Below are 12,907 nucleotides of genomic sequence, written 5' to 3' on the forward strand. Positions count from 1 at the left end.
ACTATCCAGGTTGCCGCTCTAGGGTGGCTTCCATCGTATTGAGAAGATAATGCTCGCTCATCATGCCGCTCGATAAACGATAGCTATTATCGGCAATGCGATGAATCGTTTCAAAACCACTACGGCGATCGCGATCGCCTAATACCCAAAACCGCTGGACAATAGATTCGGGACCAATCCAGCCTTCCCCTTCTACTTGGCCCAATTGGCTATGTTTGAGGACGTAAGTATACCGCTGGTCGTTACTGCCTAAACGTCCCCGATACTGCATGATAATTTCTGAGGTACCTTGACGGGCCACCGCCGACTCTTCAGGAAACAAAAGCTTGGTCGCCATGGTAAACCAGCTATCACAGTTCCATGCCACCAGGGTGCGGCCATGGATGGCAACGGGATCTTGGTTACGTTCCATCCAAGTCCCTTTGAAAGTCCATCGGCCCGCATCTAATAAGAAGGTGTGAGCCGCAGCGCCTTTTTTCTCTGGCATTTCGTTAATGTAGGTGAATCTTTGTCCTTCTCTTAGGATGCCCATTGGGTCAATCGTCTGGATCAGACGAGGTGTAATTCTCCCAAGAGAACAGGGCCTTTTGCCCCGGTCACTGTGGGGACATTACCAGGGATTTTCAGCTGCCGCCAATAGGCCAATACCGCAAATGCGATCGCTTCTTTGGCATCAGCACTCAACCCTAAATCATCCGCTGTCAGCACGGGGCTACTCCCCACACGCTGTTGCAGGCACTGCCGTAAATACCCATTACGACTACCGCCCCCACACAGAACCACCTGATCAGGCGGATGGGGCAAAAACTGGTCGTAGTTGTAAACGATGGTTGCTGCCGTAAAGTCCGTCAGGGTAGCGAGCATATCGGCTGGACTGAGCTGATAGAGTGCCGCTGTTTGTAAACAGGTCTGCAAATAATCGGGGCTAAACAACTCTCGCCCCGTAGATTTAGGAGGTGGCTCTAGGAAAAAAGGATGCCGCAGCCATTCCTCAATCAGGGGCTGACAAGGCGTCCCCTGGGCAGCCCAGGCCCCATCGGCATCGTAGGTCAGTTCTCCTTTAGAAAAGTGAGCAACAGCCAAATCCATCAAAACATTGGCAGGGCCTGTGTCCCAGCCTTTGACACCGACCCCCAGTTGGTTCCCATCCGCTAAGGGGGGCAGATAGGTAACGTTGCCAATACCGCCCACATTTTGCACACAGCGGTAGAACTCGGGATGGCTGAGTAAACAAATATCCAGTTTGGAGACGAGGGGAGCGCCCTGACCGCCTGCTGCCATATCAGCGACGCGAAAATTACTGACCGTATTGATGCTGGTTTGATAGGCAATCACAGCTCCCCGCCCCAATTGGAGGGTATAGCCCAGATTGTCTTGCGGGGGACGATGGAACACGGTTTGGCCGTGGGACCCAATCAGTTCGGCGGTCGGCGTTGCATCTGCCTGAATGGCTTGGGCCGCTTGAGAAAATTGAGTTGCGATCCCATCATCCAGTACTGCCACCTCTTCGATACTCAAAGGCTGTCCCGCGCAAACCGCTAGAATTTGATCTCGGAGGGCATCGGGATAGGGATAGGTCTGGGACGCAATCAGATCGACCTGTAAGTCTAGTTCCTGGCCGGAAATATCAACGAGGGCGGCATCAATGCCATCAACGGAGGTACCGCTCATCAAACCAATTACACGCATGCTTACCCTTCTCCCAAAGAACGTAGAACACTGAGAACGTCGTTGTAACTCCCCGTTCGGCCTTGTGCAGCATAGAGATCGGCTGCTTTTTTTAGATCCGCAATGGCTTCCTTGCGTTTGTTTTGCACCGAATAAAGCAAGCCCCGTTTATAGTAATCTTCAGCCGCATCTGGCTTAATTCGCAGGGCATCACTGAGATCGCTTAAAGCCCCATCTAAATCTTTGAGCTGGATCTTGGCACTGGCACGGTTAGAGTAAGCCGCTTGACTCCGCACCTCACTGTTGCGAGTGTCATTAATTTTGATCGTGCGCCCATAGTCTTGGATCGCCTTTTCATACTGCTTTAATCGCAGATAAATATTGCCCCGCACCGTATGTAGGGCAGCACTGCTGGGGTTAATCCCTAAGCCTTTGTTGCAGTCTTCGAGGGCGCGCTGTAGTTCATTGAGGGAAAATAAGGCCCCACAACGATTATTGAGGACAAAGGGATCTTTAGGATTAATGGCAATGGCGCGATCATAATCTTTGAGTGCACCTTCAAAATCCGCTGGCTGACCTTGGTAGGCACGCAGTTCACCCCTCAGCAAATAGGCGTTGGTAGAGTTGGGATTAATCTTTAGAGCCTGATCAAAGGATTTACGAGCTTGCTCGATTTCACCCTGTTCATAGAAGACACCTCCCAGATTGGTATGGGCACGGGTGAGCTGAGGGTTAATGCTCAGAGCCTGATTGTAATCTGCGATCGCATCTTGTTTTTGATTCAACCTAGAGTTGGCATAGCCCCGACTCGTATAGTCTTTCGCCGTTCGTACTGACAGTTCTAGGGCGCGTTCCCAGTCTTGTTCTGCTCCATCTTGGTCCCCCAGAACCGAACGATAGCTACCTCGGTTCACATGGGCTGATAAATGATTGGCATCCGCTTGGATAGCCTTATCTAGTTCTTTGACCGCCGCTTCCAGCTTCCCCTGGACAAAAAATACAGAGCCTAAATTGAGATAGCCTTGGGCCTGGTTGGGTTGGAGACGAATGGCTTGACGATAATCGGCAATGGCCTCCTCATACTTACCCATTTCTACCTGGGCATCTCCCCGATGGTTATAAGTTTCCGCATCCTTGGAGTCGAGAGAAAGGGCTTCGTTATAGTCTGCGATCGCAGTTTGGTATTCCCCAGTGGCAAAGTGAATTTCGCCTCGTTCTCGATAGGCCGCTGCGGTTTCTGGCTGCTGCTCTAACAAGGTATCGAACTGGGCGATGGCGTCCGGGTATTTTCCAATCTCACCATAGGTTTCGCCTAATTTAAGCGCTGCTTCGGTGTAATCATCTTTTAGCGCTAAGGCCTGTTCAAAATTCTCCGTGGCAGACCGCCAGTTCCCCGATTGGGCCGCCTGCTGACCCCAGAAATAATGCCATTGGGGACGGAAGAGAAAAAAGAGACTTGTGGATGCGATCGCAACGCCACCCACCCCTAACCCAATCCACTTCAACCGCCGTTTAGGCTGCTGGGTCTGGAGCGCAGGCTCAGCCGGAGAGGGCTCAGGGACTGCTGGCGGAGGTGAAGGGGCTGCAGGAGCAACTTCATCTTCAGCCGAGGGATGGGAGAGCACCGTGCTGGCTTGAGCCACAGACTGTAATGCCGTTCGCATAGCTGCCACCGTGGCAAACCGATGTTTCGGATGGGGTTTAACCAGTTGATCCAGCAAACTTCTAAAGGGGGAGCTCAGATGCTGGCAATCCTGCTTCCACAGCAATCGTCCCGTCGCACTATCCGTTTCAAACTGATCGGGGAACTTGCCCGTCAGCAAATAAATCGCCGTTAAACCCAAACTATATAGATCGCTGGCAAACGTAGGTCGCCCCGCTGCCTGCTCTCTGGGCATAAAGCCAAGGGTGCCAATTACAATCGAGCGACTGGGCTGTCCTTGAGCATTGATTTGGGTAGCCATCACTTCCTTGACGGCACCAAAATCAATCAGACAAGGCTGTTGATCAGCATTACGAACAATAATATTGTCGGGTTTAATATCTCGGTGAATAATGTTGTGGCCATGAATGTAATTGAGCACATTGATAATCTGATAAAGCAGCTTGATCACCTCTGCTTCATTCAGTGAGCCTTGGGCGGTGACAATTTCCGTGAGGGTCTGGCCTTCAATCCATTCCTGCACCAAATTAAATTGCCCAGTTTCTTCAAAGTAAGCAAATAGATCGGGAATTTGAGGATGCCCTTGGCCAATTCGTTCTAAGATGGCCGCTTCTCGCTGAAATCGTTCTAAAACAATTTTCTGCACCCGATCATTGTTAAGCACAGGTTTGAGCTGTTTAATCACACAAAATCGCCGAGATGGCATTTGCTCATCTTCAGCTAAGAAGGTTTTACCGAATCCCCCTTCATTTAATGCCTTGAGGATACGATATCGGCCATTAACAAGTCCTACCATTTATTCTGTGATGTGCTGTATTCGCCTGAACAAGCGAGATAAACCCTTTACCCTCATGCCGATAGGGTAACCTGCATTCGCTTCTGTTGCCGTAAATAGCCATGCAAGATTTCAGCATCCATACCGTGGAGCATCAGCCGAAAGCCAGCATGCAGCGTAATTAACGGAATACAGGGATGACGATTGTTGACTAAGCTCAAGGCCGTCGGATCTTGTAACAACTTGCTAATGTAAATGGCGATGGTTTCATCTAGCTGCAACGAATTGGTGGCCCGCCAAAAATCATGATCGGATAAAAACAAAGCATAGACTGGTGTATACGCCTCAATGGCAGATTGCAAATCCACAAAATTAGTCCATCGTTGGCATCCAGGATTGATCTCAAATTCTCCATCCGTAATCGCGTCAAAGTTGAGGCTTTGAGGGGCCTCTAGCGTCCGATTCTCAGCCTTGAGCTTTTGATTCAACTCAATAATAAAGTTGTAAATATTCAAATCGTGAATCAGGAAGGTATTGGCCTTCAAATCTTCTAAGCAGGTGGGGCGCAAGGATTGGGTAGACGTAATCTCGACCCCAGCATTATCGGCAATAAACTTGAGAATCTCCGTCCCAATCACGAAATGCCGCAAAATCAGATAATTACTATCGGGGGTCACAAAGTACTTCAACCCCCAATAAATAAGCTGATGCAGCAGCCGAGACGAGCTTAACCATTCGGGGATCACGATTCGTAGTAGCTTCACCACCACAATCATCAGCTTGGCCAACGGGCGCACAAAGGGCAAAAAGATCCGGCGGGAGCGGCTGTTGTGGCCCCTCAGCAATGCCCGCTTAGATTCATCGTGAAGGGGCAAACTGGCATCCAAATAGAGCGCCAGCCAAGGATTGGGGTCTTTGATATTAATGATTTGTTGATCAAACTCTGTCTGCCAACTCATCAATAATGTCCTAGTTCTTCTAGCTGTAAGAGATATAACCGAGCGGTAACTTTGGCGGTGCGGACAATCGCCTCATCCATTCCTGTTATATCCAAAATTGAGCTAGCCAGCAGATCTTCGAGTTCTTGCAGATGATCTTCATCATGGGCTGCATGATAGCGATAGAACTCTAGCTGATCTGGATCGGTGATTAAGGGGTTTTCGTCTAAGGCATTGGCAAAGGTTTGGGCGAACCGCTTTCCTAAGCCCTCGATCACAAACATGGCCCCCAACAGATCGAAGGGGTTGGGCTGAGATGCCCGTTGATACATCCAGGCTGAAAGCGCTTCGGACCCAATATTTTTGTGCGCCCCTATCAATTCGGCTTTTTGGCCCCCGGAGGCTAGATAACTTTTCTCCAGCATTTGATAGTCAAGATGTTCTGTGGCCGCATGGCGGATAAAGACAGAACGCTGGTCCAGATATGGCGCTGTAATCGAAGAGGCTGCTCGGCTAATCCAGCCGCTGCCTTCCACCACCTGCTGGTAATGATCGCTAATTAAGGTGAGATAATCTGCTAGCCTGAGCTGCTGCTGCATTGCTCGGGCGACAATCGGTACTTTTAACAACCGACTTTCAAAATCGGCCCATACCATCGTTAACTGGCGCAGCACTCGCTGGGACTGGGTGACGTTGCTGTGAAGTCGAGGTTGGGTTTGCATGAAATTACACCACTGTTAAATGCATAAAGGCCGCAATACAGCGCCCACTTTCGGGTACAAAGCAGAGGATCCGTTGTCCAGGCTGCAAAGACTGTTGCTGAACCAGCTCCTCTAGCATGATAAAGATGGAGGCCGTCCCGGTATTGCCATAGCGTTCTAGGTTATTGAACCATTTTTCTTCCGCAATCATGGCTCCTGTGCGAAGCAGCAATCGCTTCATCTCTTCGCCTAGGGAGTGGGAAGAATAATGGGGTAAAAAATAATCGATGGCATTGGGATCCAGATCGTATTTCTCTAGCAGCTCCAGATAGTAGCCAACCCAAACCGGAAACATGGCGTAGAGAATATCAAAGTCTTGCTTAAGGGCAATGGCACCCGCTTCATAGGCCGCCTGGGGAGATTCATATAACCCCCATCCCAGATCGTCCGTATTGCTTTTAGCCCCGGCATACATACAGGGTGGGAACCGGTCGGCAAAGGACTTAAACTGAATCCAATCAATCCGCAAGGACACTCCATCGGGCTTAGGATTGGGCTCTAAGACTACAGCTCCTGCCCCATCGGAGAGGGTCCATCGCAAGAACTCGATTTGTGGATCGGGCCTGGCATCTTGATCGTAAAAAGGCTGATAGACCTTAGGGCGAAACCAGCGGCTCGCAAATTCACTCCCGCTCGCGACTGCCAGCTGAGACTCGCTCACTTTGACATTGAGCCAGGCATTTTTAACCGCCATCAGACTGCTGGCACAAACACTCTGAAATGAAAAAATTGCTAGCGGTGGAATACCTAGCTCACCATGGACTGCACTCGCAAACCCTGGCACCAGATAATCCCCTTGGGTGGTACTCGTTGCTAGCAGATCCACCTGTTCGGGCTGGCAACGAGCTTGTTTAAGAGCATCATGAATGGCATTCGCCGCCATCCCTGCGTTGGTATATCGGTAGCCACCTGCTGTATCTAGGGCGTAGAAGCGCTGCTTAATCCCATTTTTGCGCAAGATAGCGGATCCTAGGGTTGAGCTACGCTTACTAATACTGCCGATGTACGCCGCCATATCCGCGTTGGCAACGGGCTCTCCTGGCAAAAATTTGCCGACTCCAGTGATGTAAACCTCTTGGCAAGGAGACATGGGCAACGCTGACTCAGGAGTCAGTCACAGGTGACCGGTTCATCGTCGATGCGTTCGCAGCATCTACAGCTGAATCATAGCGCTTCTCTGGTTGACTATAAGCCAAAGAATTGAATACATTGGCTCTAGACCTTGCATGTGCCTGAGAGCAGTAAACTAAAGATATTAAGACATTGCCTCTACCAGACTTTAGGCAAGTCATTGGTACTACTCGCTACATTTATGACCTCATGGGCTGTTGTATTGTCAAAAGATGGTGAAATACAGTCAATCGGCTAATTTCTCTAGCAAACGGTCAAATCCATACTTGTTAACAGATTTACCGATTAAAGCCTATAAGTTTTAGATCAAAATGGGCACACTACAGTCATCGGTGTTGATGGAGATTTGATATCCAGGCTATTTGCAGCAATTGTCTGTCTTAGTCGTGTCCCAGCATACAGTGAATAGCAAGTTTAGCTTGCGATCTCAGCGGTCGGGGGAGCCTGCATTGAGTTGCAGTAGGCCATCGCTTTTTTCAGCAATAGAGTCACGTCCTCTTTCGAGATGTAAGTTTTGCAGTGGTGTTTTTTCAAAGATTATTTCGTCAGCCTCAGCCACCTAACCATGCCACACCTTCTGAAAACCTGGAAGCGAGTTTAGCTGAGTTTGATCAGGCTATCGCCCATGGAAAAGATAATAACGAAGTATGGTTTGGGCGAGGTTGCGTCCAAGTTGAACTAAAACGGTATCAAGAAGCGATTCGTAGCTTCGATCGGGCCTTGGCCCATCGCCCTAATCATTTAGATAGTTGGCACAATCGGTCTTTAGCCTTTTGCCAATTGGGTCTATACGAAGAAGCGGTGAGTAGCTATGAGCAGGCTCTTCATTTGGGCAGCGCCCCCTCCCAAGATTGGTATTTCTATGGCACATTGCTCGCCCAGCTCGATCGCTATGAAGAAGCCATCAACAGCTATGAACAAGCCCTAAAGAAGGATCCCGATCGGGCACTGATTTGGTACGACCGTGGCATTGCCCTGTCTTGGTTAGGACAATACGAAGATGCGATCGCAAGTTACGATCAAGCCCTCAATCTAGACTCAAGCCTTCATCAAGCTTGGTTCCGACGCGGCTTAGCCTTCAATCAATGTCAAAACTATGCCCAAGCCTTGAAATCTTTTGATAAGGCCTTATCGATTGATGAAAAGGAGGCCGAAGTATGGGCTGCTAAGGGGTTAGCCCTGCTCCAACTTCAGCAATATGAAGAAGCCATTACCACCCATGAAAAAGCGATCAAACTGAATGCGAAGGATGATCAAGTTTGGTACAACAAAGCTTGCTGCCACGCCCATCATCAACAGCTAGATCAAGCAATTTCTAGCCTTGAACAAGCCATGAACCTCAATCCAGAGGCCATTCGTGAATTGGCTAGCAATGATCCCGACTTACAAGTCTTGCATCAACAACCCACCTTTCAAAAGCTGATTTCGATTTAATCTTCAGTTCTCATAATTCTTATAAAACTTTCATGGACTATTCAGTAGATCAGATGAATTTACCCAGATAGTCATCATTCCAGCTTCAGATACCTCTCGTACATTAGAGGCAATGAAGTTGGAACACAGACATGAAACGTACTACTCGCACCGCATTATCGGTATTAACCAGTCTTACTCTCCACAGCATTGGCTTTACTTCACCAACGCTGGCCGAAACAACCCTCACCCGTGGCCCTAATTTTGCTGCCCATCAAGTCAAAGTGGAAAACGCTTCGAGACATTCGAACGCTCCCAGTTTCTCAGTGACAACTAAGGGGCCGAATGGTGCAGCCCACATTGCCCAAACTAAATCAGTGCGCGACACCACTACCCGGTCTTCCGAAAGTCCAAAAATCATCACTCGTGGTCCAAATGGTGCAGCCCATCTTTCGAACTAATGCTTATGACATTGAGGATGAAAGGTTGATATACCTGAAGATACTGAAGGGTCGCTTTCTATAACGGCCCATTTTGGAGTGCAAGTGATTTTCCATAGTGAAAGTCACTGAATCCATCTTCATTAACTCCCTACTACTAAGACATGTCTTGGTAGTAGGTTTTATTCTCCTCAATCAGTGACCATCTTTTGAGATCTCATTCAGAATCTCACTCTTTAAACGTTCTATATTTGCTAGCATCCCGACTCATCAAGCATTTGAGGCTGCAGACTGCTTCAGATAATTCAAGAACCAGTTCACTGCAGTTGCCCGTCGGGTACGGCGAGGGTTTAGCTCATCGATGGTGTACCCACCAAAGCCAAGCTCTTCTTTCAACAACTGCTTGTTCTCTTTGGGAATGGAGCGAGTGATTTTAATGGTGGCAGGACGACTCCCAATAAAATCTGGGGGATCTGGGTAGGCTTCGGTCCACACTTCATCGACTTGTGAGATATCCCATGTCTGAGAGGCTTGATCATAGCGATAGCCCAAGTGATACCAGAGCATCTGATTGACTGTTTCATCAGGAATCTTATCTTCCAAGATGGCCCAGAAGACCTCTGATGTTAATCCCGGCAAGTCAGGTTCTGTCACAGCCATAGATTATCCTGTTGGGCGCTGTTGTGTCGTACGCTGAAGCAGCCACAGAGACGCAACCACACCTGCAAACTGCCCAGCAATCGTATTAATACAAGCTTGAATCACAAATAGATCGATCGGTTCCACCAGTTGGTTGGGGTTCAGGCTAAACACTGCGACCCCCTGAGAAATGGCCTTGCCAATAATCGCACCGACAAACCATTCACCCCCAATCACCGTCACTAAAATGCCAATGAGATCCGTCAGCAGGACCATTTTCAGCAATCTCAGGGTAGCTGCTTTAGAGGGGGCATTTTCACTAGAAGGCGCTAAAAAACGACGGCCCCAGCGGGTATAGCGAAAACTCCAGAAAACGCTCACACCCAAGAGCAAAATTCCGGTCACCGTAAATAACAGTCCTAATCCGCTGATCGTATTGCCCGCCTGATTCGGATTACTAGCACGACTGAAAAAGGCAAATAGAACCGTTACTCCCGAGATGATGCCTAACACCGCCTTGATCCAGAAACTAATCCAGCCCACAATGCGGAATGCACCACCCAAATTCTTAAGATTGGGCGACCGGGATAGAGCGTCAGACGGTCGGGTCATGCAGATTTAGTCCGGTAAGTCATATTGACTGACAATGCGCTTGGCGTATTCAGGCACATGGGCATCTACCTTATCAGGATAGTTACGCTTCACATACAGGTAGTTACGGGTAAAGTGCGAATCAATCGAGAACCGCGCATATTCTAAACCTCGGGGACCAATCTTGTCGATCACCACCCCCATCAGTTTCGCCGCCCACATGGGCAAGGTCACCCCCTTATCATAGGCAGGGATGCTGTTTTGCACCGCCGCATGGCGATCGCCTTCAGAAATTACAGGCTGGGTTTCCAGCTGATCCATCACCAGATCCAGCATTTCCTGGCCCGTCTCGTTGCGCACCACAATCCACTGCCAGCCGTAGGGAGAACCCATATAACCCACCACAAGATCCGCCAGGGAATTCGTGTAGTCAAAACAGCTCATGCAGGAAGGGGCAAAAATGTCTTTGAGTTTATTGGTCTTCAAACCAAAAAAGGGCACCATCTCAATCGACCCATCTTCATGCTTGAAGTGGATACGGAAGTCCTGCATAAATTCATAATGGACAACCGTTTCTGGGGAACGACTCGTGGTGTCTAAGAAGGTCTGCAACCCTGCTCGATTCACGTTGTCTACGCAGGGCGTCCCCAGCACATAGAGTTTCTCAAGCCCTAAGCTATCCTGAACCGACCGTAAAGCTTGGGTTTGGCACCCTACTCCAATCACACAGAGGCGCTTCATGCCCGACTGTTCAATCTGCTCTAGCACCGAGAGATTGGGAGATAGCGTGGGCTTATTCACCCGAGCCGCCAACACTTCTTCTGGGGTACGGGCAATAATCGGCTTGGGTTGAAATCGATCTTCATCCGTATTTTGGATACAGACAACGCCCTCAACTTTGCCCTGCTTCAGCAGTTCCATGCCGATGGTGCTGACAATCCCCGTCCATTGCGCCCCCGGAATGGGATCGACCTTGCGGGCCGTCATCATTTGGTTGCTGACCCCGAAGTACCAATCATCTTCGTTATCCAAGTCACGGCTGCGGCCATGGGCTTTTTCTTCCAGCTCAGCCACCTGCTGATTTAAGAAGGCACAGGCTTCCTTAACGTAGTGAATGTAGTAGGTATCGCAAAGACCACATTCACTACAGAGTTCTTTAGCCGGTCGGCGACTCGTGGATTTGAGGGCTTTGGCTTTTTTATGGGGTTGTACCGCAGTCATAGTTAAATTAGGGTTTCAGTACTCCGAAGCAAGCGCAAAGTACCGAATTGAATGGTTATCTCGCATTCCGATTGTAAACAGTTTCGGGACCGCACCCCAAGTCCCCCCAGTTTTTCCTTTGATGACTGATTTTTAGAGGTCAATCATTATGGGCATGATCAAATTCATAGACATAAAACATGCGGCTAAAGCGCTGGAGTAAATAGCCCCCTGTCGCTAACACCACACTGCAAAGCGCTAACTCCCAAAACTCAGGCGGGGGAGTCATTAAGAATAAAGAAGTATCAGAATGAGTGATGGCGTATAGGGCTTGCGATCGCGCATCCAGCATCACCCCCAATCCAAAACAAACCACTGCGCTAATCAACATCACGATTTTCAGCTGTTGAATCCGTTTCAAGGCTTGGCGGCAAACTTGGCAATCTTTAGTGTGGGTGTGCCAAACATCAAAGAGCTGTTCTTTATCTCGCTGAGGGGGAGGGAGCTGGGGGTCACATTGCCAGGGAATCCCTCCGCCTGCTCGGGTTTTGATCCACTGCCGCAGGGCAATCACCATTTTGTCTTGGGGATTAGGGGTATAGACCGTCTCTAGCCAATTTCCCTGCTCCTGATGCCCAATTCGTTTTTCCTGATAGTGGAGAAACACTAAATCTTGATGGAGGAATAGGGGGGCCAATACATGGCCTAACCATTTCGGCATCGGCCAAGCAAAAAAGCCCAACCCAGGGGGCGCTTTCCCATCCTTATCTTTAATCAAGACTTGGCAGCCAATGTGGCGACACCAACCGGGACGAGTGGGACTGGCATAGAGTGCCAAAATCATTTGCCCCTCTCTCGCAAAAGTGGTTTCAATCCGCATATGACAAGGAGGCTGAAAATTGTGGACTGCCTTTCTTAAAATCGTATTGGAGACGGGTGTGATGTTAAAGGCAAAGCCTTCTTGAGTCGAGACTTCTCGCACCGCACTCATATCGTAATAATTGGCATCCCGATAGCGATTACCCATAATGCCGTGATGGGAGACAGGGACATGGGCCGGGTCCGCAATATTTTCCATAAAAAAGTCCCAGCCATAGGGCAAGTCTCGCACATACCAAAACAGCTTAATGGCCCGATCGGGCAACTCTTCTAGCTCCGGGATAATCCGAGGAGAACGCTCCTGGCTGAGGGACTGGGAGGCCTCACTATTATCTGGCCACACCCAAATTAAACCCTGCTGAACTTGGGTCGGATAGGCGATGGCACACGATCGCGGATTGGCTCGATGCTGTTTAGCCGTCTCTAAATCCAGACTTTGAGGAATATCTAAGCAGTGGCCCTCACCATCAAATCGCCAGGCATGATACGCACACATCAAAGTGCCATCTACTTCGATCCGTCCTTCGGATAGCGGTGCAAGGCGATGAGGACAGCGATCTTCAAAACAATGCCATTCTCCCTGCTGATCATGCCAAATCACCAGATCTTTTCCCAATAGCTGAATGGCATGAGGGCTTTTCGGATCCAAAAACTCAACCACTGCCACTGGATACCATTGCTGTGTCCATTGAAATTGTTCAGGTGTAGCGGTTTCAGCTTCTGCAACGGAGGGGGCGGTCTCTACCTGCTGAGATGAATCGTGGGTGGGATCAAGGGACAAGCGGTTTTGAGTCGTCACTGTCTTAACA

12 protein-coding genes are annotated in these 12,907 nt (G+C 49.3%); 2 read left to right on the forward strand and 10 right to left on the reverse strand.

Annotated features, from left to right (window positions below; all coding sequences use genetic code 11):
• Nucleotide 1: 1 nt before the first annotated feature.
• From I1H34_RS25010 to I1H34_RS25035, 6 genes are all read right to left on the reverse strand, one after another.
• Complete coding sequence (locus I1H34_RS25010; protein ID WP_212666430.1) at nucleotides 2-487, reverse strand: hypothetical protein; 486 nt, start codon at nucleotides 485-487, stop codon at nucleotides 2-4.
• Nucleotides 488-549: 62 nt separating this feature from the next.
• Nucleotides 550-1,689 carry an anhydro-N-acetylmuramic acid kinase gene (locus tag I1H34_RS25015; RefSeq protein WP_212663568.1) on the reverse strand — a complete coding sequence of 380 codons (1,140 nt, stop codon included), beginning with the start codon at nucleotides 1,687-1,689 and terminating at the stop codon, nucleotides 550-552.
• A 2-nt stretch (nucleotides 1,690-1,691) separates the two neighbouring features.
• Nucleotides 1,692-4,127 carry a serine/threonine-protein kinase gene (locus I1H34_RS25020; protein WP_212663569.1) on the reverse strand — a complete coding sequence of 812 codons (2,436 nt, stop codon included), beginning with the start codon at nucleotides 4,125-4,127 and terminating at the stop codon, nucleotides 1,692-1,694.
• Between the two features lie 53 nt (nucleotides 4,128-4,180).
• Nucleotides 4,181-5,065: a DUF6999 family protein gene (locus I1H34_RS25025; protein WP_212663570.1), complete on the reverse strand. Its 885-nt coding sequence runs from the start codon at nucleotides 5,063-5,065 to the stop codon at nucleotides 4,181-4,183.
• On the reverse strand, nucleotides 5,065-5,766 hold the full coding sequence (locus I1H34_RS25030; RefSeq protein ID WP_212663571.1) for an iron-containing redox enzyme family protein: 702 nt from the start codon (nucleotides 5,764-5,766) through the stop codon (nucleotides 5,065-5,067). The genes I1H34_RS25025 and I1H34_RS25030 overlap by 1 nt, the downstream gene beginning before the upstream one ends.
• 4 nt (nucleotides 5,767-5,770) lie before the next feature.
• Nucleotides 5,771-6,895 (reverse strand): beta-ketoacyl-ACP synthase III, encoded by a 1,125-nt coding sequence (locus I1H34_RS25035; protein WP_212663572.1) that lies wholly within the window; start codon nucleotides 6,893-6,895, stop codon nucleotides 5,771-5,773.
• Between the two features lie 560 nt (nucleotides 6,896-7,455).
• Here I1H34_RS25035 and I1H34_RS25040 point away from each other — a divergent pair.
• The gene (locus I1H34_RS25040; RefSeq protein ID WP_212663573.1) at nucleotides 7,456-8,370 is read left to right on the forward strand and encodes a tetratricopeptide repeat protein; all 915 of its coding nucleotides are present in this window, start codon (nucleotides 7,456-7,458) and stop codon (nucleotides 8,368-8,370) included.
• Between the two features lie 131 nt (nucleotides 8,371-8,501).
• Nucleotides 8,502-8,810, forward strand: coding sequence for a hypothetical protein (locus tag I1H34_RS25045; protein ID WP_212663574.1), 309 nt, complete (start codon nucleotides 8,502-8,504; stop codon nucleotides 8,808-8,810).
• Between the two features lie 249 nt (nucleotides 8,811-9,059).
• On the opposite strand, the gene I1H34_RS25050 is transcribed toward I1H34_RS25045, so the two are convergent.
• The 4 genes from I1H34_RS25050 to I1H34_RS25065 form a co-directional block, all read right to left on the reverse strand.
• Nucleotides 9,060-9,449 (reverse strand): DUF1823 family protein, encoded by a 390-nt coding sequence (locus I1H34_RS25050; RefSeq protein WP_212663575.1) that lies wholly within the window; start codon nucleotides 9,447-9,449, stop codon nucleotides 9,060-9,062.
• Between the two features lie 3 nt (nucleotides 9,450-9,452).
• The gene (locus tag I1H34_RS25055) at nucleotides 9,453-10,040 is read right to left on the reverse strand and encodes a DUF3611 family protein (protein ID WP_212663576.1); all 588 of its coding nucleotides are present in this window, start codon (nucleotides 10,038-10,040) and stop codon (nucleotides 9,453-9,455) included.
• A 6-nt stretch (nucleotides 10,041-10,046) separates the two neighbouring features.
• A complete protein-coding gene (locus I1H34_RS25060; RefSeq protein ID WP_212663577.1) occupies nucleotides 10,047-11,240 on the reverse strand; it encodes a Coenzyme F420 hydrogenase/dehydrogenase, beta subunit C-terminal domain in 1,194 nt (397 codons plus the stop codon).
• A gap of 139 nt (nucleotides 11,241-11,379) precedes the next feature.
• Nucleotides 11,380-12,897, reverse strand: a complete 1,518-nt coding sequence (locus tag I1H34_RS25065; protein WP_212666431.1) for an aromatic ring-hydroxylating dioxygenase subunit alpha — start codon at nucleotides 12,895-12,897, stop codon at nucleotides 11,380-11,382.
• Nucleotides 12,898-12,907 lie beyond the last annotated feature (10 nt).

This window comes from Acaryochloris marina S15 (assembly GCF_018336915.1).
Taxonomy (GTDB): Bacteria; Cyanobacteriota; Cyanobacteriia; order Thermosynechococcales; family Thermosynechococcaceae; genus Acaryochloris; species Acaryochloris marina_A.

Excerpts from the sequence above, each read along its gene's own strand:
- I1H34_RS25010 (WP_212666430.1), bottom strand. The coding sequence starts at position 487 with ATGCCAGAGAAAAAAGGCGCTGCGGCTCACACCTTCTTATTAGATGCG.
- I1H34_RS25015 (WP_212663568.1), bottom strand. The coding sequence starts at position 1,689 with ATGCGTGTAATTGGTTTGATGAGCGGTACCTCCGTTGATGGCATTGAT.
- I1H34_RS25030 (WP_212663571.1), bottom strand. The coding sequence starts at position 5,766 with ATGCAAACCCAACCTCGACTTCACAGCAACGTCACCCAGTCCCAGCGA.
- I1H34_RS25025 (WP_212663570.1), bottom strand. The coding sequence starts at position 5,065 with ATGAGTTGGCAGACAGAGTTTGATCAACAAATCATTAATATCAAAGAC.
- I1H34_RS25050 (WP_212663575.1), bottom strand. The coding sequence starts at position 9,449 with ATGGCTGTGACAGAACCTGACTTGCCGGGATTAACATCAGAGGTCTTC.
- I1H34_RS25055 (WP_212663576.1), bottom strand. The coding sequence starts at position 10,040 with ATGACCCGACCGTCTGACGCTCTATCCCGGTCGCCCAATCTTAAGAAT.
- I1H34_RS25035 (WP_212663572.1), bottom strand. The coding sequence starts at position 6,895 with ATGTCTCCTTGCCAAGAGGTTTACATCACTGGAGTCGGCAAATTTTTG.
- I1H34_RS25045 (WP_212663574.1), top strand. The coding sequence starts at position 8,502 with ATGAAACGTACTACTCGCACCGCATTATCGGTATTAACCAGTCTTACT.
- I1H34_RS25060 (WP_212663577.1), bottom strand. The coding sequence starts at position 11,240 with ATGACTGCGGTACAACCCCATAAAAAAGCCAAAGCCCTCAAATCCACG.
- I1H34_RS25020 (WP_212663569.1), bottom strand. The coding sequence starts at position 4,127 with ATGGTAGGACTTGTTAATGGCCGATATCGTATCCTCAAGGCATTAAAT.